General features: G+C 46.3%; 19 protein-coding genes. 14 read left to right on the forward strand and 5 right to left on the reverse strand.

Annotation, left to right across the window (positions count from 1 at the left end; genetic code table 11):
- Positions 1 to 163: 163 nt before the first annotated feature.
- From ATB76_RS06275 to ATB76_RS06310, 8 genes are all read left to right on the forward strand, one after another.
- Positions 164 to 1,147 carry a rhodanese-like domain-containing protein gene (locus tag ATB76_RS06275; protein ID WP_061034889.1) on the forward strand — a complete coding sequence of 328 codons (984 nt, stop codon included), beginning with the start codon at positions 164 to 166 and terminating at the stop codon, positions 1,145 to 1,147.
- Positions 1,148 to 1,168: 21 nt separating this feature from the next.
- A complete protein-coding gene (locus tag ATB76_RS06280; RefSeq protein WP_061034890.1) occupies positions 1,169 to 2,965 on the forward strand; it encodes an FAD-dependent oxidoreductase in 1,797 nt (598 codons plus the stop codon).
- The gene (locus ATB76_RS06285) at positions 2,962 to 3,732 is read left to right on the forward strand and encodes a (Fe-S)-binding protein (RefSeq protein WP_005442306.1); all 771 of its coding nucleotides are present in this window, start codon (positions 2,962 to 2,964) and stop codon (positions 3,730 to 3,732) included. Before ATB76_RS06280 ends, ATB76_RS06285 begins: the two co-directional genes overlap by 4 nt.
- Positions 3,733 to 3,815: 83 nt before the next feature.
- Positions 3,816 to 4,493 carry a TVP38/TMEM64 family protein gene (locus ATB76_RS06290; RefSeq protein ID WP_038881392.1) on the forward strand — a complete coding sequence of 226 codons (678 nt, stop codon included), beginning with the start codon at positions 3,816 to 3,818 and terminating at the stop codon, positions 4,491 to 4,493.
- A 335-nt stretch (positions 4,494 to 4,828) separates the two neighbouring features.
- A complete protein-coding gene (locus tag ATB76_RS06295; RefSeq protein WP_061034891.1) occupies positions 4,829 to 5,986 on the forward strand; it encodes an ABC transporter substrate-binding protein in 1,158 nt (385 codons plus the stop codon).
- Positions 5,987 to 5,995: 9 nt separating this feature from the next.
- Complete coding sequence (locus tag ATB76_RS06300) at positions 5,996 to 7,705, forward strand: hypothetical protein (RefSeq protein WP_061034892.1); 1,710 nt, start codon at positions 5,996 to 5,998, stop codon at positions 7,703 to 7,705.
- Entirely contained in the window at positions 7,671 to 8,318 is a 648-nt protein-coding gene (locus ATB76_RS06305) for an ATP-binding cassette domain-containing protein (protein WP_061034893.1), read from the forward strand. The genes ATB76_RS06300 and ATB76_RS06305 overlap by 35 nt, the downstream gene beginning before the upstream one ends.
- Complete coding sequence (locus ATB76_RS06310; RefSeq protein ID WP_005442311.1) at positions 8,311 to 8,919, forward strand: CDP-alcohol phosphatidyltransferase family protein; 609 nt, start codon at positions 8,311 to 8,313, stop codon at positions 8,917 to 8,919. The genes ATB76_RS06305 and ATB76_RS06310 overlap by 8 nt, the downstream gene beginning before the upstream one ends.
- A gap of 69 nt (positions 8,920 to 8,988) precedes the next feature.
- Here ATB76_RS06310 and ATB76_RS28425 read toward each other — a convergent pair whose 3' ends face one another.
- Complete coding sequence (locus ATB76_RS28425; RefSeq protein WP_170001019.1) at positions 8,989 to 9,141, reverse strand: hypothetical protein; 153 nt, start codon at positions 9,139 to 9,141, stop codon at positions 8,989 to 8,991.
- A 271-nt stretch (positions 9,142 to 9,412) separates the two neighbouring features.
- Between ATB76_RS28425 and norR the strand changes: the two genes are divergently transcribed.
- The 3 genes from norR (at position 9,413) to ATB76_RS06325 (ending at position 14,261) form a co-directional block, all read left to right on the forward strand.
- Positions 9,413 to 10,942, forward strand: a complete 1,530-nt coding sequence (norR, locus tag ATB76_RS06315) for a nitric oxide reductase transcriptional regulator NorR (RefSeq protein WP_061034894.1) — start codon at positions 9,413 to 9,415, stop codon at positions 10,940 to 10,942.
- Positions 10,943 to 11,479: 537 nt separating this feature from the next.
- Positions 11,480 to 13,141, forward strand: a complete 1,662-nt coding sequence (gene hcp, locus ATB76_RS06320) for a hydroxylamine reductase (RefSeq protein WP_061034895.1) — start codon at positions 11,480 to 11,482, stop codon at positions 13,139 to 13,141.
- A 76-nt stretch (positions 13,142 to 13,217) separates the two neighbouring features.
- Positions 13,218 to 14,261 carry a hybrid-cluster NAD(P)-dependent oxidoreductase gene (locus tag ATB76_RS06325; protein WP_038873585.1) on the forward strand — a complete coding sequence of 348 codons (1,044 nt, stop codon included), beginning with the start codon at positions 13,218 to 13,220 and terminating at the stop codon, positions 14,259 to 14,261.
- A gap of 92 nt (positions 14,262 to 14,353) precedes the next feature.
- Here the strand turns inward: ATB76_RS06325 and ATB76_RS06330 are convergent, their stop codons facing one another.
- The 4 genes from ATB76_RS06330 to ATB76_RS06345 all read right to left on the reverse strand — a co-directional run bounded on the left by ATB76_RS06330 (position 14,354) and on the right by ATB76_RS06345 (position 19,348).
- Positions 14,354 to 15,286 carry a class I SAM-dependent methyltransferase gene (locus ATB76_RS06330; RefSeq protein WP_061034896.1) on the reverse strand — a complete coding sequence of 311 codons (933 nt, stop codon included), beginning with the start codon at positions 15,284 to 15,286 and terminating at the stop codon, positions 14,354 to 14,356.
- Between the two features lie 31 nt (positions 15,287 to 15,317).
- Positions 15,318 to 16,010 carry a TIGR01621 family pseudouridine synthase gene (locus tag ATB76_RS06335; protein WP_042604532.1) on the reverse strand — a complete coding sequence of 231 codons (693 nt, stop codon included), beginning with the start codon at positions 16,008 to 16,010 and terminating at the stop codon, positions 15,318 to 15,320.
- Positions 16,011 to 16,059: 49 nt separating this feature from the next.
- Positions 16,060 to 17,673, reverse strand: a complete 1,614-nt coding sequence (locus ATB76_RS06340) for a methyl-accepting chemotaxis protein (RefSeq protein ID WP_164492037.1) — start codon at positions 17,671 to 17,673, stop codon at positions 16,060 to 16,062.
- A gap of 247 nt (positions 17,674 to 17,920) precedes the next feature.
- Positions 17,921 to 19,348, reverse strand: a complete 1,428-nt coding sequence (locus ATB76_RS06345; protein ID WP_038873593.1) for a sodium-dependent transporter — start codon at positions 19,346 to 19,348, stop codon at positions 17,921 to 17,923.
- 372 nt (positions 19,349 to 19,720) lie between these two features.
- Between ATB76_RS06345 and cls the strand changes: the two genes are divergently transcribed.
- The 3 genes from cls to ATB76_RS06360 all read left to right on the forward strand — a co-directional run bounded on the left by cls (position 19,721) and on the right by ATB76_RS06360 (position 23,764).
- Positions 19,721 to 21,181 (forward strand): cardiolipin synthase, encoded by a 1,461-nt coding sequence (cls, locus tag ATB76_RS06350; RefSeq protein WP_038873594.1) that lies wholly within the window; start codon positions 19,721 to 19,723, stop codon positions 21,179 to 21,181.
- Between the two features lie 194 nt (positions 21,182 to 21,375).
- Positions 21,376 to 22,581, forward strand: a complete 1,206-nt coding sequence (locus ATB76_RS06355) for a cystathionine beta-lyase (protein ID WP_061034897.1) — start codon at positions 21,376 to 21,378, stop codon at positions 22,579 to 22,581.
- A gap of 280 nt (positions 22,582 to 22,861) precedes the next feature.
- The gene (locus ATB76_RS06360; protein ID WP_009705784.1) at positions 22,862 to 23,764 is read left to right on the forward strand and encodes a triacylglycerol lipase; all 903 of its coding nucleotides are present in this window, start codon (positions 22,862 to 22,864) and stop codon (positions 23,762 to 23,764) included.
- Positions 23,765 to 23,766 lie beyond the last annotated feature (2 nt).

The raw sequence follows: 23,766 nt of genomic DNA on the forward strand, positions 1-23,766 counted from the left end.
CCTTACCCATAAAGGGGTAGGGGCATTTTGCCTGTTTCACGCAATGAACATCTCTAACGAACAAAAAACGTTCATGTCGGCCTTTCCCCTTCAAAAGCATTCTAACTGTCGAAAAATCGAAGATTCGGCACAAAAACTTTAAATTAAAATATGGAAGCAACTCATGAAAAAATCGACGATTGCGTTGGGTGTGTTGGCGGCTGTCGCAGCTGTTGGCTACTCAGCTTACAATACGATATTCTCAGCTGAAGCAGTGACAGTGGATGCCGCAGCACAAGAGCAAAAGTTCACTGAATACGCTCACCCAGAGCATTTCATTTCATCACAGCAACTAAAATCGTTAATGGACAGTGATAAAGACGTGGTTGTGATCGGCGCGTTAAACCCTATCAAACCAGATAGTCCTATCTCTGGTTCTTACACTATGTGGCGTAACGATTACTCTGCGCCTGAAGGCGTTTACGATTTCGGCGGTATGAGCAACAGCACGGAAGAGATGGAAACCATCTTAGGTAGCTTCGGCGCATCAACGGACAGCACAATCGTGGTTTACGCGGCAGGCTCTCACCACGATGCTGCGCGCCTTTACTGGCAAATCCATAACCTTGGTCACCAAGACGTTCGTTACCTAGACGGTGGCTTAAACGCTTGGATGGGCGCAGGTTTCCCAACTGGCTCTGCAAATCAAAGCGTTGCAGCGGTTGAATACAAATCTCCGAACACGAAACAAGACAACAATACGCTAGCAACGTTAGATATGGTTATCGAAGCGCAAAACAGCTCTGATTGGGTGATCCTAGATACGCGTGGTAACGACGAATTTAGCGGCGAAGTAGCGGTTTCTGGTGCATTTGGTCCAGGCACCATTCCAAACAGTGTTCACATCAACTGGACAAAAGCACTAAACGAAAACACAACGCTTAAATCAGCAGAAGAGCTGCAAGCCCTTTACGGCAACATCATCAAAGGAAAGAAAGTGATCGCTTACTGCCAATCTGGTGTTCGCTCTGCCCACACCACCATGATTCTTACTGAAGTATTAGGTGCAGAAGACGTCTACAACTATGACGGCTCTTGGATCGAGTATAGCCATGCTCACTACGAGCAGAAGAATCCTGAAGTGAACGTTATCAACGGCAAGAGCTGAACAACACGGAAATAGCACTCAATGAACAATGTAATTTTTAGCCAAAAGCTATTAGACACCGCTCAAACTATCGTCGATGGCTGTATGGGTGATGCCGATCCGGCATGTCAAACCGCATGTCCAATGCACACAGACGTAAAGCAATACGTTCGCATGGCAGGCGAAGGGGATTTCCAAGGTGCTTTGGATCTGATCCGCAGCAAACTATTCCTACCTCAAACGCTTGGCCGCATCTGTGCACACCCTTGTGAGGCTTCTTGTCGTCGTAACACTGAATTCGGTCAGCCAATCAGCGTTGCAGGCATCAAACGTTTTGTTGCAGAAAAACTGGATAACCAAGATCACTGGGATCTCAACATTGCTCCCCTAACCAACAAACACATCGCGATCGTTGGTGCAGGCCCAGCTGGTGCGCAAGCGGCTATTGAGCTTCGTCGTCAAGGCCACGAAGTAACGATTTACGAAAAGCTAGACGTATACGGCGGCATGATGCGTGTGGGTATCCCTGAATACCGTCTACCACGCGACGTTATCGACTTCGAATACAGCTACTTAGCAATGCTAGGTGTGACGACTCGTTTCGGTGTTGAAATCGGCAAAGACATCAGCTTCGATACTCTACGTAGCGAACACGATGCTGTGATTCTAGCTCACGGTGCACACGTAGGCTCTATCATTCCGCTACCAGGTCATGACAACGATGGCGTGTTCTCTGCGGTTGAATACTTGAAAGAGATTTCTGAAACTCGCCAGTTCCCACGAGCAGGTAAACGCGTGATGGTTATCGGTGGTGGTGACGTTGCGATGGACTGTGCGCGTTCTTCATGGCGTATCGGTGCAAGCGACGTTTACCAATGTTCGCTTGAGAGCCTAGAGAATCTACCTGCAAGCCAAATCGAAATCGACGAGTCACTAGAAGAAGGCGTCGAGTTCAACGCAGGTTGGGGCCCAGTCGCTATTGAACATGAGAACGGCAAAGTTACAGGCATTACGATCAAGAAAGTACTTTCTATCTTCGACGAGCAAGGCAACTTTGCGCCTCAGTACAGCGAAGAAAGCAAAACTATCTCTGTGGATACGGTTGTTTTCGCTACGGGTCAAGTTGTGGCTGACATCACTGGTGGCGCACTAGAACAAACTCGCGGCGGCCGTTACGTAGTCGATAAACAAACACTAGCTTCTAGCCTTGAAGACGTCTTCGTAGCCGGTGACGCGTGTGGCGGTAACATCGTGATTGAAGCGATGGCATTAGGTCGCAAAGCTGCAATGAGTGTTGAGCGCTTCCTAACGACTCGCCCACTGACTGAAGGTCGCGACTTCGAGCAAGAATACAGCTACTCATCTCGTCTAGACGTGCCACTACCAAAAGGTACGGTAGATACCCCTCGCCTACACGGTGAATTGCGTAACGCGGAAGAGCGTAAACAAGATTTTGCACAAGTGGATTTAGGCTTTACTGAAGCTCAAATCAAACAAGAAGCATCTCGCTGTCTGCAATGTAGCTGCAAGCTATGTATGACCGAGTGCATCATGATGAATGACTTCAGTGACTGTCCGAAGACCATCTTCTCTGACTTTGTGAACAACAAGTCAATGGACCCATTGATGGCTTACTCATGTAACGCCTGTGATCAGTGCACCATCGTATGTCCGAAAGACTTCCCAATGAAGGAAATGTTCCTAGGCGCACGTGCTGACTTTGTTAAGGCAAACAATGGTGAATCACCAATGCCGGGTCACAAAGCAATCAATATGCACCAGAAGCTTGGCTTCTCAAAAATCTTCACTATGGCAAAACGAGCGGTATCGACAAAATGAGTAATAAAGTATTTATGCCAGGATGCAGCTTGCCATCCTACTCACCAGAAGGCGTAGCAGCAATTGCGAGCTACTTAAAAGAAGTGTACCCAGACATGGGCGCAGTGCAGAAGTGTTGTGGTAAACCAACCGCTGCTATTGGCCAAACTGAGAAGTTCAAAGAACGCTACGGCCAGCTTCAAGCGGACTTCGATAAGCTAGACGCACAAGAAGTCATTGTGGCGTGTCAAAGCTGCTACGGCATGATCAAGAAATCTGGCGGCACACAAAAGCCGGTTTCATTGTGGAAACTGCTTCCAGAAATCGGTCTGCCAGAAGCGCTACGCGGTAAAGCGAAAAACAGTGACGTGGTATTCACCATTCACGACTCTTGCTCTACTCGCTACGAAAAAGAACTGCAAGACGGTATCCGCTGGATCTTGAATGAGCTTGGCTACAAAACCTCAGAACCAGAACACACACGTGAAAACACACGCTGTTGTGGTTTTGGCGGCATGGTAGTGCCAGCAAACCCAGACGTCGCAACACGCGTAATCAAACGCCGCGTAGAAGAGTTTGAGACAGACTACGTTGTGGTTTACTGCTCGGCTTGTCGTGCATCCATGATGGGTGTTGGTACGAAATCTTGGCACATTCTGGATCTGATGTTTGGCCCTGTGATCATGCAAGGTGATGAGCCGCCAGTAAACGTACTTGCTAGCCCTGTGAAAGCTTGGTTCAACCGCTACAAATCAAAAGCGGGTCTAATCAAGTGTATGTCTGTGTAGCTGTGTCTCTGTAGCTACGTTTTTGTAGCTACGTTTTTGTAGCTACATCTTTTTAATTATTAGGTTTAAGTGAAGTTGAACTTATGAAATTCGTAAAAATTGCTCTTATTGTTGCTGTTATCGCTCTCGCTCTATTTGCAGCAAAACAAACTGGCATCCTTGAAATCATCACAGACATCAAGAGCCTACAAGATTGGATCGCAAGCTTTGGCGTTTGGGGTTACGCGGTATTCGTAGCAGCATTCGTGTTTGCATGTGTTTTCCTACTACCAGGCAGTGCGTTCACTATCGTGGCAGGCATCGTATTTGGCCCTATCAAAGGTGGCGTTTTAGCGCTATTTTCTGCAACGCTTGGCGCAGTAGCGGCATTCATTGTGGCACGCTTCCTACTGCGTAACACCATCATGAAGAAGTTTGGCGATAACCCAATCTTCAAGAAAATCGACGATGGCGTAGCAGCAAACGGTACAAGCTTCTTGATCCTAACGCGTCTCGTACCTGTATTCCCATTCAGCCTACAGAACTACGCTTACGGTCTAACTAGCCTAAACCTTGGCACTTACGCTCTGGTTTCTCTACTAACGATGGCTCCAGGTGCATTCATCTTCGCCTACATGGCGGGTGATATTGCGACAAACGGCGTGTCTGCGATGCTACTAGTGAAGTTTGCGGTTGCGGGTCTTATCCTGTTTGGCATGTCTCTGATTCCAAAATACATCGCGAAGAAAAAAGGCATCAACATGGAAGAATTAGCGAAGTAATCCGGTCTATCCATTATTGACGCCAAAAGAGTGCGACTTATCGGGAGTTGCACTCTTTTCATTCATACCAGCTTGGTCATATTTTATGCCCCTATTGCTCACGTTTAAGGCCAAAGATAAATGTTGATCGGTATGACCTCACAAGGCGAGTAATTCTCTGAATCTATTGTCAAATTCGCGTTGATAATAAAGCAAGATAGATTACTATCCATCTAGAGGGAACGGAGCATTCAGTTGATGAATAGCCCTATGTTGAGTGCCGAAAATAAACGGTTGCCACTTCATAGCGGAACAAAGCTCCAAAATGAAAACAAAGATAAAAACACGGATTACGTATGAAAAAGCTACTTAGCACCATTGGCATTTTAACCGCCACTTTTGCCACCTCTTCCTATGCCTCTTCTAACACAGAAGAATGGCAAAAAATCGAACAACAAGCCGACGGTCAGACTGTTTATTTCCATGCTTGGGGTGGTAGCCAAGAGATCAACCGCTATATCCAATGGGCAGGCAAAGAGCTTAAATCTCGCTACAACGTGACGCTTAACCACGTAAAAGTCACCGACATTTCTGAAACCACCACTCGCCTTATCGCAGAAAAAGCTGCAGGGAAAAACAGCGGTGGCAGTGTGGATATGGTTTGGATTAATGGTGAAAACTTTAAATCAATGAAAGACAACCAACTGCTGTTTGGTCCTTTTGTTGACGGTCTACCAAGTTGGCAATATGTCGACAAAACACTACCGGTAGATGTTGATTTCTCTGAACCAACTGATGGCCTTGAAGCGCCATGGGGTGTCGGCCAACTTGTTTTTATCTACGATGAAGAGACGCTAAACAACCCGCCAAGTTCTTACGCAGAAATGCTAAGTTACGCAAAAGCGTTCCCTAACCGCCTTACTTACCCTCGCCCACCAGAGTTCCATGGCACTAGCTTCATTAAATCTCTGCTCATTGAGTTAAGTAACAACGATCCTGCACTGCAAAAACCAGTGCCCGATGAAGCATTCAAAACCGTTACGCAGCCTCTATGGGGTTACTTAGATGAATTCCACACTGTCGCATGGCGTGGCGGTAAACAGTTCCCAGGCGGAACAGCAGAAACCGTACAGCTGTTAGATGATGGTCAGATTGACCTAGCTGTCACGTTCAACCCGAACGCGGTTTTCTCAGCACAATCAAGCGGTAACCTAGCAGAAAGCACCAAAGCATACGCGATGGACGCTGGTGCACTGTCGAACATCCATTTCTTAGCGATTCCTTGGAACGCAAATGCCAGTGCAGGCGCGCAAGTTGCTATAAACTTTTTATTAAGCCCTGAAGCACAATCTCGCAAAGGTGATATCAACATCTGGGGTGATCCTTCAGTGCTAAGCAGCCAGTACCTAACCGGCACGGCTAAGAATACTCAACAGTTCAAATCTATCGCGGAGCCACACCCAAGCTGGCAAGCAGCGCTAGAAAAAGAATGGCTGAAACGCTACGGAAATTAATACACACCCATGTTAAGAGCGCTGTATCTAGTTATTATCGCAGTTTGTATATTACCGACCATCCCGGGGCTACTCGGGGTGGTGGTGTCTGCGCTCGGCTATGTACCCCCTATCGGTTTGCACCACTTCTCACTGGATGGCTTTCATGCTGTGTTTGACTGGGAAGGTGTGTGGACGTCGATTGGATTGACTTTTTATTCCGCCATTTTCAGCAGCTATCTTGCTTGTTTGATCACTTTCGCGATTCTTCAAGCCTCATGGGACAGCAAGTTCTGGCGTAAGATTGAAATGAGTCTTTCCCCTCTTCTTGCTATGCCGCATGTCGCGTTTGCCATTGGCTTCGCTTTTCTATTCGCACCAACAGGTATGGGCGTTCGTGTACTCAACCAAATGTTTGGTTACGATCCAAATGCACAAACGGTGAATGATCTGGCGTTGTTGATCAAAGACCCACACGCACTGGGTTTGATCGTCATGCTTGCTATCAAAGAAGTACCGTTTTTATTGTTGATGAGCATTCCTATTCTTCAGCAATTAAAAGTTGAGAAGATTGAAAAAGTCAGCCATTCGATGGGTTACAGTTCCGCGCAAGCATGGTGGAAATGCGTTTTCCCACAATGGTTAGCGAAGCTGCGTTTTCCAATGTTGGCTGTTCTGGCTTACAGCTTATCCGTTGTGGATGTGGCGCTAATTATTGGCCCAACCAACCCTCCTACGTTTGCAGTGTTGGTATGGCAATGGTTTAACGACCCTGATTTGTCACTCCTACCAAGAGCGGCGGCGGGCGCGGTTGTGCTGTTTGCTATTGCAAGCCTTTTGATTGGTTTTGCACGACTTGTCGAATGGAGCATTACGAAAGGCTTCAAACGCTGGCAATACTCTGGTCGCAGCGGCTTCCGCTTACCGGGTAAGACCTTGTTCTCCATGATTGCCCTACTCGCACTGTTAATGGTGCCATTGATGGTGGTCTGGAGCTTTGCACAGCGTTGGCGTTTCCCTGACTTATTACCAAGCCGCTACAGCTTACGTTTTTGGGAATACGAGTGGCAAAGTATTCTTGGCACGCTAGAGCAAAGCATGTTGATTGCAGTTATCAGTACATCTATTGCCCTTGTACTAGCACTAATCGCTCATGAGTACCGCCTACGATACCGTTGGCAGGTGCCGGGTTACATCATCGCTGTACCTATGTTGATCCCGCAGCTTTCTGTGTTGTTTGGTATGCAGGTCGCTACTCTGTATCTCGACAGCAATGCATATTTCTTCTGGGTGTGCTGGGCGCATGTCTTCTTCGCTTTCCCATTCGTATACTTGTCATTGGATGGTCCTTGGCGCAGCTTCGACAACGGTTTGATTCGTGTCGCTCTAAGCCTTGGTAAATCACCAATGCAGGCTTGGTTGAAAGTGAAATTGCCGATTCTTCTGCCTGCCATTGCCTTTGCTTGGGCAGTGGGAATTAGTGTGAGCTTGGCTCAATACCTACCAACACTGGTGCTGGGTGCTGGTCGCATCAGCACAATAACAACAGAAGCGGTAGCCCTCTCAAGTGGCTTCGACCGTCGTGTCACCGCGATTTACGCAATTTGGCAAGCGCTCTTGCCGTTAATGTTCTTCTCTTTTGCGATTCTACTTAGTCGTTTACACGTTAAGTATCGCCGGTTGTCTATTAAAGGTTTACTACCGAATGAGTCTTTGTCTCGAAAACCTCGCCATCCGTAAAACCAATGGCGATACTCTTTTCTCTGCGTTCAACATGACCGTAAAGAAAGGTGAAATTGTTACCCTGATGGGCCCAAGCGGCTGCGGAAAATCCACCTTGTTGGATGCGATTGCTGGCCACCTGTCTTCCGAGTTCGACTATTCAGGCTCAATCACGCTCGATAACGAAAAGCTGGATGCTTTACCTGCACACAAACGTCAGGTGGGTATTCTGTTCCAAGACGATTTGCTCTTCCCGCACCTCACCGTGTGGGAGAATCTCGCCTTTGCACTACCCGATTCAATCAAAGGCGCAGAGCGCAAAGAGCGTGCGATGCAGGCTTTGAAGCACATCTCGCTAACTAAACTTGCAGAGTCTTTCCCTGATCAAATCTCAGGCGGCCAGCGCGCACGTATTGCTCTCACTCGCATGTTATTGGCAAAACCGAAAGTTGCCCTACTCGATGAGCCATACAGCAAATTAGATAAAGATCTGCGCGTACAGTTTCGCAATTGGGTTGTGGAGCAGCTTCAACAAGCCAATATTCCTGCTTTAATGGTGACTCACGATGAAGATGATATTCCTGAGGGCAGTCGCTGCCAGAACTGGCCTTGGGAGACAAGCCATGCTTGATAGCCTGAGTATCAAAATCATTAAGTGGCCATTGGCACAGAGCGCAAAACTGATTGATAAATGTGGCGTGACAGCTAACCAAACCACCTTGTTTGGCTTTGCCCTTGGTTGTTTTGCCTTACCTGCATTGATGGCAGAGCAATACACGCTTGCATTAGCGTTTATTCTGCTGAATCGAATCTGTGATGGATTGGATGGTGCTTTAGCGAGGATTCAAGGCATCACCGATGCGGGCGGCTTCCTTGATATAAGCCTAGACTTCTTGTTCTATTCTCTGATTCCCTTTGGCTTTGTACTAGCAAATCCAGAACAAAACGCCGTCGCGGGCGCATTCTTGATCTTCTCGTTTATTGGTACAGGAAGCAGCTTCTTAGCATTTGCGATCATGGCGGGTAAACGTGGTATCGATAACCCTGTCTACAAGCACAAATCTCTGTACTACATGAGCGGTCTGACAGAAGGCACAGAGACCATCGGTTGCTTCGTGCTGTTCTGTTTGTTCCCACAACATTTTGCCATCATTGCGTACATCTTTGGTGCGGCGTGTTGGTTTACTACGTTTACGCGTATTTACTCCGGGTTTCATACGCTGAAGCCGTAAACAAAACTTCAAGAGAGATTACTGATTGCGACGAAGGACCGCAGTCGGGAATCTCTTTTCAATCACCCCTCAGTAAAGCATCCCACTCACCACAAGCGTCACCACAATTCCAGAGACAAAACTCGGAAAATGCCACGTCCGCTGCTTAGCGCGGTAATACTCTTTTTGTAGGTCCTCTTGGTAGCTCTTTACGGCCAATTCTTTAATGTAGTTATTATGCATAACCTGTCCTCCTGACGTGTTTTACAGATGGAGGATAAAAGCTCAAGTTAACTTAAGGTCAACGGAAAAATTCAATTTCGGATAATATTATTTGCGAAGGCTGAATCCCTCACTCCTAGTTCTTAAGATCAATCAGTTGCACTTGTTTGTATCACAGTTTTGTTGTGTCACTTGATCGTCGTCAATGGAACATCAATCTCTCACACCTTTCGATGTTCAAATGACATCAAGTTGCTAGCATGAGCCCATTCAAGATAACTCTGGGCTTGTTATGACTCCTACTGTCGACCACGTACTTCTCAATATCGCACTCAATCTGAGCTCAAATCGCTCTCATGAGCAGCAATACCAAAACCTGATTGACGGGGTAGCACAAGTCTTCCCTTGCGATGCGAGTTGCCTGTTTATCTTTGATGAAGATGGCTTCCTAACGCCAGTCGCAGTAAAAGGTTTATCGAACTCAGTTCTCGGTCGCCGTTACTTTCCTAAAGCTCACCCGCGTTTAGATGCCATCATTCATAGTCGCGAGCCTGTTCGCTTTGATGCCGACTGCGCCCTGCCCGATCCATTTGACGGAACACTGTTAACCGAAGACCAGTGTATTGACGTCCATGACTGCATGGGCTTTAGCTTGTACGTTGAGGGGCAACTTGTCGGCGCATTAACCATGGATGCGCTAGCGGTTGGCGCGTTTGACCATATCGACCCAGTCGCAATCGAAACATTCGCAGCACTAACGGCGGCAACACTGCGTAACATTGCGCAATTAAAAGCCCTTAAAGCGCAGAACCAGAAGCAAAAGAGCGTCACGCAAACCCTGATCCAACAGGCACGCTCACAACACGGTGACATGGTTGGCTTAAGCCCACAAATCAATCAATTACGAAACAACATTGCGACCGTTGCTCAGTCGGATTACGCAGTATTGGTAACGGGAGAAACAGGAACGGGCAAAGAGCTTGTTGCTCACTCTGTCCATGCTCAATCTCACCGTAATGATAAACCGATGATTTACGTAAACTGCGCCGCCCTACCCGAAGGTCTGGCGGAGAGCGAACTGTTTGGCCACGTAAAGGGCGCTTTTACCGGAGCCAATAGTCATCGTGCAGGTAAGTTCGAGCTGGCTGATGGCGGGACAATCTTCTTAGACGAAGTCGGTGAATTGCCATTGATTTTACAAGCAAAACTGCTGCGAGTTATTCAGCAAGGTGAGTTGCAACGTGTGGGCAGCGATCAGCATTTGATGGTTAACGTGCGCATCATCGCAGCCACCAACCGACAGTTAGAAAAAGAAGTGGAAGATGGCACATTCCGTGCAGATTTGTTCCATCGCTTAAATGTATTCCCAATCAAAGTGCCACCACTTCGCACGCGTGATGGTGACATTCCAGTTCTTGCGGGATATTTGTTAGAAAAAGTACGTCAGCAATTTAACGCACCAAACCTTCACGTTCACCCTAAGGTACTGACTCAACTAGAATCTCTGCCTTGGTATGGTAACGTTCGAGAGCTTGAGCACACTTTAACGCGTGCAGCGTTACATGCCATTCAACAAGGCGCGAGCACCATCATGCTCAATCACTTTGATACTTCATTGGCATTAGATGATGTAAAAAACACATCGCATTACTTGCCAAAAGAGAGTCAGCCAATGCGTGAGTTAGTTGAGAGCTACCAACGAGACTTGATCGAACACGCTTTAAGTCAAACTGGCGGTGTTTGGGCAAAAGCAGCGGAGTTTTTACAAATGGATCGAGGCAACTTGTATCGCATGGGTAAAAAACTCGGCATTAGCAAATAGAAGCCCTACTTCACTCTTTTCTCTTGAAGGAAAAGTTACCTCTTGAACAGAGGGATTCCGGATGGTTCGCTTAGACTCGTCCGGAATGACGCTTAACACCAATGTGCATGAGTTAACTGCCTCATTTGGCTTTTCGCATTTCATTCCCTCCTCATTCGTACCAATTAAACCGCTCAAGTCTCTGCTTTCTTCTCACTCTTTAAGCTCACCAAGTTTTCAGTTGCCTTATTGCGTCACTCCAAAAATCTACGGAGGCGCACAATAGGAAACCTCTTCCTCCACACAACCGCATTAACTTTTCTCCTGTTTAACAAGTACTTCCACTTTCGATTGTTCAAGCGTTTCTCGCGTGTTGCTTTTCTCATCACATCTGTATTTTCGTTGTCATTTGCACATCATTCGCGTTGTCACAATCACATCAATCACGTACTTCGAAAGCAACAAAACCGTTATATATCAATAAGATAACAATTGGCACGCATTCTGCTATATAAGGAAAATAAAACGAATATTACTACAATCACTGGAGAACCCAATATGTTCTGTATTCAATGTGAACAGACAATCCAAACCCCGGCTGTAAAAGGCTGTTCTTTCGCACAAGGTATGTGTGGCAAAACTTCAGAGGTATCCGATCTACAAGACGTGTTGGTTTACACTTTGCAAGGGGTTTCTTTTTGGGCAGCACGCGCGCTTGAATTCAATATCATCAATGATGAAATCAACCAGTGGGCTCCAAGAGCATTTTTCTCTACGTTGACCAACGTAAACTTTGACCCAGAACGTATCCTTGAACTGACTTCTCAAGCAGCAACATACAAAGCGCTGCTAAAAGACCAAGCGACGACAGCAACAACTCTTGCAGATGAAGTGCTAGTGAACATTCCTGATGTAGCGAACTTCGAGTTGCCAAACAGCGCAGAGGAAATCTTGGCGTTTGCTCCTCAAGTTGCGGTAAACCGCGGTAAAGACCAAGTACACGAAGACGTTATCGGCCTGCGCCTACTTTGCTTATACGGCCTAAAAGGTGCAGCTGCGTACATGGAACACGCACGCGTACTTGAGCAAACCAACAATGATATCTTCGCGGAATACCACGAAATCATGGCTTGGTTAGGTACTGACCCTGAAGATCTAGGCGAACTGCTAGACTGCTCAATGCGCATCGGTCTTATGAACTACAAAGTGATGGAAATGCTGGATCACGGTGAAACAGTTACATTCGGTCACCCAGAGCCAACAACCGTTAACGTTAAGCCACTGAAAGGCAAATGTATTCTTGTTTCTGGTCATGACCTTCACGACCTAGAGAAAATCCTGCAACAGACTGAAGGCAAAGGCATTAACGTTTACACCAATGGTGAAATGCTGCCTGCACACGGTTACCCAGAGCTGAAGAAATACCCTCACCTAGTGGGTAACTACGGTAGCGCTTGGCAGAACCAACAGAAAGAGTTCGCTAACTTCCCTGGCGCGATTGTGATGACATCAAACTGCCTATTGAACCCGAACGTTGGCCAATACGCAGACCGTCTATTCACTCGTAGCATTGTTGGCTGGCCGGGTGTCGCTCACCTAGAAGGTGATGATTTTAGCCAAGTAGTCGAGTGTGCATTGGCACAAGAAGGCTTCCAGCACGACGAAATCGAGCACAACATCACGGTTGGCTTTGGACGTAACGCACTGATGAACGCGGCTCCTGCAGTTATCGACCAAGTGAAGCAAGGCAACATCAAGCACTTCTTCCTAGTAGGTGGTTGTGATGGCGACAAAGCAGAACGTAGCTACTACACCGACTTCACCGCGGAAGCACCAGAAGATACGCTAATCCTAACGCTGGCTTGTGGTAAATACCGCTTCAACAAGAACACATTTGGCGACATCAATGGCATCCCTCGCCTATTGGATGTAGGCCAATGTAACGATGCGTACTCAGCAATCCAGCTTGCACTGGCACTTGCGAAAGAGTTCGATTGCGACATCAACGAGCTTCCTCTAACGCTTGTTCTGTCTTGGTTCGAGCAAAAAGCGATTGTGATCCTGCTTACCCTATTCGCTCTTGGTGTGAAAGGCATCTACACGGGTCCAACAGCGCCTGCATTCCTGACGCCAAACTTGATTGCGATTATCCAAGAGAAATTCGATATGCGTAGCATTGGTAATGTTCAGGATGATCTTAAAACCATCCTAGCAGCGTAATCACCTTGCTTATCACGCGCCTCCTTAATTGGGGGCGCTTTTATCTATTGAGTACTCGACAACCAAAGAGATTGTTATGTTTTTTGAATGGCAAGGCAGTCAACCTGTCACGTTACGCTGTGTAGACAAATACCATGAAACTGCTGATGCAGTGAGCCTCAAGTTGGCAGACCTGTCAGAGTCGCTCTTGTTTGAATTTAAAGCCGGTCAGTTCATCAACCTTGGCGTTGAAATCGATGGCAAGATGGAGTTTCGTGCTTACTCTCTCAGCTCTCTTTCCGGTGACGACTGTCTGCAACTAACGATAAAGCGTGTCGAAGGCGGTAAGGTATCCAACTACATCATCGATAAGCTTCTCATTGGCGATACAGTTCAAGCGCTTCCTCCTACGGGTGATTTCAACTGCATTGACCATCCACCAATCGAGGTCAACGGTAGAAAGAAAGCACTGCTCATCAGTGCGGGCTGTGGCATTACGCCTGTATTCGCGATGGCAAAAGAATGGCTAGGCAACGACGCTGGTGTTGATATTGAGTTCCTACACATTGCCCGTTCTAAGCCGGAAACCATCTACTTTGATTTGCTGGAGACCTACCATTCGGTTTATCCAGATTTCAATTTGAAATTGCTGCTGAAAAACCGTGGTGAAACACTATACCCAGAAGGTCGTTTGAATACCGAGTGGTTAAAAGAACTGGTGCCCGACTTTAAACAGCGCACGGTTTATCTATGCGGTCCAAATCAGTTTATGCTTGATGTTCAAAGCTACTTGAATGAGCTTGGCTTTGATATGGCGAACTTCTTCCAAGAAAGCTTTACACCAGCAGCAAGCGAAGAAACCGAAGTATCAAATGAATCAGCGAGTGTGTCAGTACCTAATTTCGCCCAAACGATTGATGCTCAAAAAGGCCAAGTCCTTGCTGATGTGTTGGAAGGCGCAGGATTACCACTGATCATAGCTTGCCGAAGCGGTATTTGTGGCTCTTGTAAGTGTAAGGTTCGCAAGGGTAGCGTGTCTTCAACCAGCCAAGAGACATTGACCCCTGAAGAAATTGAGCAAGGCTATGTACTCGCCTGCTCTTCGACGATTGAATCCGATCTTGAAGTTCAGATTGGTTAAAGCCGTTAATACGAACATTAAAAAAGCGCCGTACTAGGCGCTTTTTGCTTATGGAAAAGTGTTATTAAACTCGGAAGTTTCTTTATCTAAACTCAGCTAAACAGTAAAACCTTCAGTGCAGCTTCGCTATCTACATCCATAAACTCTGGCGGGTTATCCAAACGCTCGCGGAATGTTAGCTCTGGCGCTTCTTCCTTCATGCTTTCAATCAAGAAATCGCTGGTCACCGATGGTGAGTTTACACACGCTAACACCTGACCACCTTCTGCCAATAAATCAGGCAAACGGCGTAGAATCTTTTTGTAGTCTTTGGTTAGTGCAAAGCTGCCTTTCTGGAATGATGGTGGATCAATGATGATCACATCGTATTGGCCCGCTTTCTTAATCTTGCCCCACGACTTAAAGATGTCGTGCCCCATAAAGCTCACTTGGTTGATGTTATGACCATTCAGCTTATGGTTCTCACGACCTTTAGACAGCGATGCTCTCGCCATATCCACGTTAACCACTTTATCTGCGCCACCAGCAATTGCAGCAACAGAAAAGCCACAAGTGTAAGCAAACAGATTAAGTACGTTTTTGTGCTTCGCATTTTCACGTACCCAGTCACGGCCGTAACGCATATCAAGGAACAGACCGAAGTTCTGGTTACGTCCGATGTCTAGCTGGTACTTCAAGCCACTTTCTTCAACCACAGGCCGAGCATCTAGCTCACCCAACAGAATTTCAGAAGGTGCGCCGTCAGCGTAGCGATGTTGGATTACGATCGTGCGCCCCTGTTTCTCTGCCCACAGAGCAGATTCTGAAAGCGTGTTCAACCCTGCTTTCAATTCAGTAAGAAACGTCTCATCCACTTCTTTAAATAGGTTGATGATCAACTGACCTTGTAACCAATCACACGTGATTTGCTCTAAACCTTCAAAACGGCGACCACGACCGTGAAACAGTCGGCGAATTTCATTGGGAGCTTGTGTTAGCTCCGCTTCTAGATGCTGGAAAAACAGCGGAAGTTGTGATGCTTGCATCGAATTCTCTTATTCGTTTTCTTTGTGATGGTTATTTAATCGTAGGCCAGTTCAGCTCCCACGGAGAAAGCCAAGAGTCTACACCTTGAGAGACGACTTCATTATGCCATTTACTGCCAAGTGCTTTATGCTCGCGCGGGTCGCAAACAAAGCGATGAGTTTCATCTTGATACGGAAAGCACAACGAAAATGCATGCAAGTAACCACGGTCTGCTTCATTGCCTGCATTATAAATAGGATCGCCAACAATTCCTGAGCCAACTGATTTCAATGCCACGCGAATTTGGTGTGTTTTGCCAGTGTGCGGCTTACATAAAAACACGCGCTCTCCCGGCTCTGCAGCGAGGGAAAAGAATTGGGTAATCGCGGGATTCGTTTTGCTGTTCACCAGTTTCCATGAGGAACGACGAGAGCGTTCCATATCACCCACTACTAGCCCTTGTTTCTTCTTAGGCTTTTTCGAGCCAATCGCAAGGTAGAACTTTTCGACTTCGCGATTGGCAAATGCTTGAGATAAGGCGCTTGCTGCTTTCGCATTGCGGCCGAGAAGTAGAATACCAGAAGTCATTTTATCGAGACGGTGGATAAGATACAGCTGCTCATCACCACTCTGCTTTGCTACTTCTTGAAGCAACATAGTGTCACCATCGTCTTTATGAACAGAGACGTTGGGATGTTTATTGATGATCAGAAAATCTGGATGGGTATGTAGAATGTCGAACATAAAAAACTGGCTCCACGTTTGGAGCCAGAAGTATACCGATTCTAAGCAATTAGGCGAGCTTAAACTTACCCACTAGAGCTTCCAACTCTTGAACTTTACGATTCAGGCCCTCAACACTTTGAGAGCTGTCATTCGCGAGTTGTAATGAACGAGCTGAAATATCACTGATCGACGTAATATCCGCGGCAATTTCTTTCGTTACAGCGGTTTGCTCTTCTGCAGCAGTCGCAATTGAGTTCACCATACTTTGAACATGCGCCGCACCAGAAACGATTTCCTCCAGTGAGTTCACTGCACCTGAGCTTTGACTCACGCCAATTTCAACCAAACGACAACCGTCCTCAGTGTAAGTCACCGCTTCTTGAGTACCGACTTGAATTGCTTGGATGATCTCACCAACCTCTTGTGTTGCCTTCGTTGTTCGTTCAGCAAGAGCACGAACTTCATCCGCAACCACAGCAAAACCACGACCAAACTCACCTGCACGTGCCGCTTCAATCGCCGCGTTCAATGCCAGAAGGTTCGTCTGCTCTGCGATATCTTCAATGACTTTGATAACCGCACCGATTTTCTCGCCATGAGAACCTAGGCTGTTCATTTGCACCGACATATCCGACATTTGCTGTGATACTTGCTGAATGCTTTCAACCATCTCAACAATAACAGTACGCCCTTGCTCTGCGGTTGATTCCGACTTGCGAGCCTCTTCAAAGGTTGCTGCGCCCTGCTCTGCTACTTGAGAAATGGTCAGACTTAGCTCTTCTGACGCCGTCGCGATCAAGTGCGCTTTGTCCGCTTGGCTGCTTGCACCGGAGACAATATCTTGACTGACGGTAGCCAATTCTCCAGTCACGGACTTCACTTCTTCGGATACTAACGATATAGAACCAATAAGACTGGTCAAAGACGCTTGCATCTTATTCAAAGACGTCGCGAGGTTTGCTAGCTCGTCACCTGATTTATCGTCGATAGGCGCTACCGTTAGGTCACCCTCTGCAACGCGCTGCGCCAGTTCATCCAATTTACTCAAGCGACTGGTAATCGAATTAGACAACAAGTATGCGATAACAGCAGTGGCAACAAGTGCTATCGAACCAAGCACATAAATCGTCAATTCGATACTGTTAAATGAATCCGAAAGATCAAGCAAAGCTTCACTAGTACTTTGACGACCGTCGATTGATGCAGCATCTAGGATAGACTCAAGCGGTGCTAGATTCGTTTCATAAAGTGAGCGAAGACGCGCGACATTCTCTTCAACATTTTCTAAGCCGAGATTGGACAGAACTTGGGATTCAAAGTCTCGTGTAAAATCGCTCATGTAACGCTCAGCTTTCTCAACGTTACGGTAATCTTCACCACCTACCGTCTCCAAACGTTTAACTGCAGCAATCGCTGCTGCAAACTCCTTTTTATTAACTTGATATTCAGCCTGAGCGCCAGAGACACCAACAATGCTTCCTAATGCATCGCGATAAACATCACCAGCCTCATCGATCAGAATTAGATACTGAACTGTTTCAGGAACATCGTCCGTTCTCACCTCGTCAGCCACTTTGTGCGAGTTCAATACTTCTAATGTAATAATCCCTATCATCACTAGCATGATCGCCAAAATGGCACCAAAACTCGCGTACAGTTTTTTACGAACAGACATTGTCACTAATAACCTTCCTTACCGTTGTCATGGATTTTCTTACTGGTTAATCCACATATTTACACATGCTTTGTAAGGGTTATCGGAACGTACCTCTGCAACTTGAGTACATTTTTTTGTGATCTAAATCTCTATGCGAGCGATCTCACAATTACTACCCGTTATTAATATGAGTTTTCTCAATCCTATAAATTATGAATATAAAAAAACGGGAACCGATTAAGGTTCCCGTTTTCAATCAAAGTCTATTTGGTTATAACTTCTTAGAGAAGATACCCGCCAGTGCGATGATGCCGATACCCACCAGCATGATTTCGCCCTTACCGCTGTCGAAACCAGACTTGATACCCATGAAGGCTACGATTGCGATTGCCACTGGGATTACGTACTTAACTAGGTTGTACCATAGACCAAATAGTGGGAAAGAAACTTTGCCGTCGTTAGTGATCTCTTTCTCTAGTTCAGCGCGGTTTAGACGCCAGCCAGCAAAGATACATACCAACATACCGCCAACCGCTAGGAAGATCTTATCCGTTAGTAGGTCAAAGATATCAAATGCGCCCGTACCGAATAGTGTCGGACCAACACCACCAAGTGATAGCGATGCGAACACACACAGTGTTGCCATTACGACACTCGCAGACAGTACTGCTGTAGAACGCTTCAGGCCTTTCTCATCGATTAGGTAAGAAACCACTACTTCTAGCAGAGATACTGAAGACGTCAGCGCTGCTACTGTTAGACCAATGAAGAACATCAGAGCAAATAGAAGGCCAATTACGCCGCCCATTTCAGCAAACAGTTGAGGAACAACGACGAATACTAGACCTGGGCCTGCTGCTGGCTCCATACCGAATGCGAACATTGCTGGGAACATTGCTACACCCGCTAGGATTGCAACACCAGTATCCATCGCCGTAACCATGCCGGTAGTTTGAACTAAGTTTTCCTTCTTCTTCAGGTAAGAGCCGTACGTCATCATACAACCCATACCTAGACTTAGAGAGAAGAATGCTTGGCCTAGCGCCGCTAGAACGACATTGCTGTCTACTTTCGAGAAGTCTGGCATGAATAGGAACTCAAGACCCGCCATTGCACCAGGAAGCATCAGACCTTTCACTGATACAACGATCAGGATAAGGAATAAAAGAGGCATGAGGATTTTACCAGCCTTTTCGATACCGCCAGAAATACCTTTCATAACGATAACGATGTTAAGGAACAGGTAAACACCCATCCACATTAACGGTTGGACTGGATCAGAAATGAAGCCGCCAAAACTGTCACCAATTGCTTCAGGAGCACTTAGTAGACCACCACCTACTTTAAAGATGTAAGCAAGCGCCCAGCCACCTACTACAGGGTAGAAACCCATGATCAGTAGACCACTTAGCACGCCGATAACACCGGTAAACGTCCAACGGCGGTCAGTAGATTTGAACGCACCTACTGCTGAAAGACCTGTCTTACGACCAATAGCGAATTCTGTCAGCATGACGCTAAAGCCGATAAAAATAACGAATAAAAGGTAAATTGCTACGAACGCGCCGCCGCCGCTCTCACCTGCTGTGTAAGGGAACTTCCATATATTGCCTAAACCGACAGCGGAACCCGCTGCTGCCATGACGAAGCCTAGTTTAGACCCCCACGTATCACGTGGTGCTGCTGTATTTGTAGCCACGCTTTTTCTCCAAAATGTTTTGTTGTGTTTGCATAGAGATAGGCGTCTAGAATATGTTCGTGTAAAAAATAATGTACACTTTATAAGATGTTTGTATGACGCTCTATGTATGGCAAGTAAAGCAGTTTCAATTTAAAATTGGAACCCCGATCAGCACATTTATCGCACAAATGTATCATTGTTCACGCTAAATGCTGCTTTTTTACGCAAAAGTTAAGATTTCCTCCAACTTTTCACACCTTAGTAACAGAACGTCTCGTTATAAAATTCATTTCACGATACAAAATCATCCTCCTCTAGTGGTATGAAAATAGTTTCCCGTTCCGCCATTTACGCTTAATATCCATATTGGGTTTATTACTTTTGGCGACTATGGACAAGTTCTATCATTTTCTCACTCTAACTGGCATCGGCCTTTACTGGTTTTTGGTTGCGGGTGTTACGATCCGTGTCGTATTAAAACGTCGCGCTGTTAGTGTTTCTCTTGCATGGCTGATGATCATTTATATTCTGCCAGTGCTTGGCGTCGCTTGTTATTTTCTATTCGGTGAGCTCAACCTCGGTCGCAAACGTGCAGAACGCGCAAAAGAGATGTTTTCACCATTCCAGCGATGGTTCACTCAGTTAAATGACTGCAATGCGCATGTCCCTGAAGCAATGGGACGCCATATCTATCGTATTGATGAGCTGTGCAACAATCGTCTTGGTTTACCTGCATTAAGTGGGAACACGCTTTCTCTACAACAATCGCCTAACGAAATTCTCCACTCGATTATCGAAGACATCGAGAATGCTGAACACAGTATTCGCATGGTTTTCTATATTTGGCATCCTGGTGGTTTAGCTGACGCCGTTGCTTCGGCTTTGATTCGCGCTTCTAAACGTGGCGTAGACGTAAAACTGCTACTCGATTCAGCGGGCAGTCCACGTTTCTTTCGCAGTCATTGGTATAAAATGATGAAAGACGCAGGCATCGATGTTGTGCAAGCGTTAGAAGTAAAAATGTGGCGTATCTTCCTTCGTCGTTTGGATTTACGCCAACACCGTAAGATCATTGTGATTGATGATGAGATCGCTTACACCGGTTCGATGAACTTGGTTGACCCCGCCTTTTTCAAGCAGAACAGTGGGGTTGGGCAGTGGATCGATATTATGGTGCGAGTCACCGGACCGACGGTAAATGTTTTAAGCGCTATTCATTGTTGGGATTGGGAAGTAGAAACTGGTGAGCGTTATTTTCCTAAGCATCCAGAATGTAGAATCGACAATAAAGAAGACGAGTTTCAGCATCCAATCCAAGTGGTGCCGTCTGGCCCTGGTATGCCAGAATACTTGATCTACCAAGTACTCACATTAGCCATCAACCAAGCGAATCGTTCCGTCAGAATCACCACGCCTTACTTCGTGCCAAGTGCCGATCTATTAGAGACTCTGAAAATGACCGCGCAGCGCGGCATCGAAGTAGAACTTATCATCCCACACAAGAATGACTCTATGATGGTTCAATGGGCTTCGCGGGCATTCTATGACGAGTTGCTCGTCGCTGGGGTGAAGATTTACGAATTCTATGGCGGGTTACTGCATACAAAATCAGTCGTGATTGACGAGCAATTCTGTTTGGTGGGTACCGTAAACATGGACATGCGCAGTTTGTGGCTTAACTTCGAAGTAACACTGGCTGTCGATGATGAAGAGTTCACAAAACAGATGTCGTGGCTGCAAGACAGCTATATCAAACAGTCCCATACCGTTGATCGAGATAAGTGGGAAAAACGCAGTATTTTCTCTCGCTTCTTAGAGCGTGTTTTCTATCTGTTTAATCCATTACTGTAGCAAATACCCAAAATAACAAAACTTCCTCGAAAACCGACAGCCATAAACTGTCGGTTTTCTTTTTCTTATTCAATCAATGCTTCTGTTTTTCGACCTATCCTCGGAGGAGTCGTTTGAAGTTAAGTTTTCCCTTGCAAACCACCCATCGTCCATGTTTTAAATATTGAAAATCGTAAATTAGACAGGGAAATTTTATGTCAGAGGGCAAAAAGACCAAATTCGTTACTGCAGGCCGTGATAAGAAGTGGACGAATGGCGTGGTCAACCCACCAGTACAACGAGCTTCAACTATCGTGTTTGATACAGTTGCTGAAAAGAACCAAGCAATGATTAACCGAACCAACAAAACACTGTTTTACGGACGTCGTGGTACGAATACTCACTTTGCTTTCCAAGATGCGATGGTGGAAATCGAAGGTGGTGCTGGCTGTGCACTTTACCCTTGTGGCACGGCCGCAATCTCGAATGCGATTCTGTCTTTTATCGAAACCGGCGACCACATTTTGATGGTGGATACTTGTTACGAACCAACCCGCGATTTCTGCGATACCATTATGAAAAAAATGGGTGTCGAAACGACTTATTTTGATCCTATGATAGGCGAAGGTATCCGCGACCTAATTCAGCCAAACACCAAGGTACTTTTCCTTGAGTCTCCGGGTTCTATCACTATGGAAGTCATGGACGTTCCGACTTTAGCAAGCATTGCACACGAAAAAAACATCATCGTAATGCTTGATAACACTTGGGGTGCCGGTGTGAATTTCTCACCATTCGAGCACGGTGTTGATATCTCTATCCAAGCAGCAACCAAGTACATTGTTGGTCACTCAGATGTAATGCTGGGTACGGCGGTTGCGTCTGAGAAATACTGGGACCAGCTGCGAGAACAAAGCTACCTTATGGGACAATGCGTTTCTCCTGATGACGCATATCTTGGTCTGCGCGGTATTCGTACTTTGGATGTTCGCTTACGCCAGCATGCCGAGAATAGCCTGAAAGTCGCACAGTGGTTGGCAAGCCGCCCTGAAGTTGATCACGTTCGTCACCCTGCCCTAGAAACCTGCCCAGGTCATGAGTTCTTTAAACGCGACTTTACTGGTGGGAATGGCTTGTTCTCATTCGTATTAAAAAGCTCGTACCCGAAAGCAACCACAGCATTGTTGGATGGCATGAAACACTTCAGCATGGGTTACTCATGGGGTGGTTTTGAGAGTTTGATTTTAGCTAACGAACCAAAGAGCTTTAACAGTTTGCGCACAGTGGCGAATCCAAACTTCGAAGGCACACTTGTCCGCCTGCACATCGGTCTTGAAGATGTTGAAGATCTCATTGCCGATCTTGAAGCAGGCTTCGAGCGATACAACGCACTCGTACTAGAAAAAGAAGCCTCTTTATAAGCATTCAGAACAATTATTAAATAGCCTCGTACTGCGAGGCTATTTTTTTGCCGCTCATTACAGAGTTACTAACCCATTGTCTTAATTAGAATTAACTAACATTCTAATATTCATAAATTCAATGTTAATCATATCTGTTGATTTTCTTTTGAGTAATCACAGATTAAAACAATGTGCCACAAACGAACTTCTCAACCGCAAAACTTATCTCCTATTTTATAAAACTCACAAGAGGTCATACCACAAGGAGATAGTTTTGAAACTCAGATTCATAACAACAATGCTTTTCGTTTTAAGCACCCTACCCTTTGCATCTGCCAACGCCAGTGGGTACACGGAGACTAAATATCCCATTGTTCTTGTTCATGGGTTGTTTGGCTTTGATACCTTGGCCGGTGTCGATTACTTCTATGGCATACCACACTCTCTGACCAAAGATGGCGCAACGGTTTATGTTGCCCAAGTGTCTGCGACCAACAGCAGTGAAGCTCGCGGTGAGCAGCTATTAGCACAGGTTGAAACGCTGCTTGCTGCAACAGGCGCACAGAAGGTCAACTTGATTGGACACAGTCACGGAGGCCCAACAACACGCTATGTCGCCTCCATACGCCCTGACTTAGTGGCATCCGTTACCAGTATCGGAGGAGTAAATAAGGGCTCTAAAGTTGCAGATATTGTGCGCGGTACGGTGCCTGAAGGCTCTATCAGTGAAGGCGTGGCTGTGAAGTTGGCAGAAGGGCTCGTGACATTGATTAACCTACTTTCTGGTGGCACAGACCTCGACCAAGATCCATTGGCCTCTTTAGAAGCTCTAACCACCGAAGGTTCTTTGGCGTTCAACCAATATTATCCGGAAGGTATCCCTACCAGTGAATGCGGAGATGGTGATTTGTTGGCATCGAATGGCGTGTATTACTACTCATGGACGGGCTCTTCGAACTTTACCAATCTATTTGACCCTACTGACGGCGCAATGGTCGTCTTAGGCTTAGCATTTGATGGTCCGAACGATGGCCTTGTCGGGGCATGCAGTACTCACCTAGGTAAGGTGATTCGAGACAACTATAAGATGAATCATCTGGATGAAATCAACGGATTGCTTGGTATTCATCACTTGTTCGAAACTGACCCAGTCACACTGTATCGTCAGCATGCAAATCGCCTGAAACTGCAAGGTCTATAAAA

Source organism: Vibrio sp. MOR3, from assembly GCF_001557775.1.
Taxonomy (GTDB): Bacteria; Pseudomonadota; Gammaproteobacteria; order Enterobacterales; family Vibrionaceae; genus Vibrio; species Vibrio jasicida.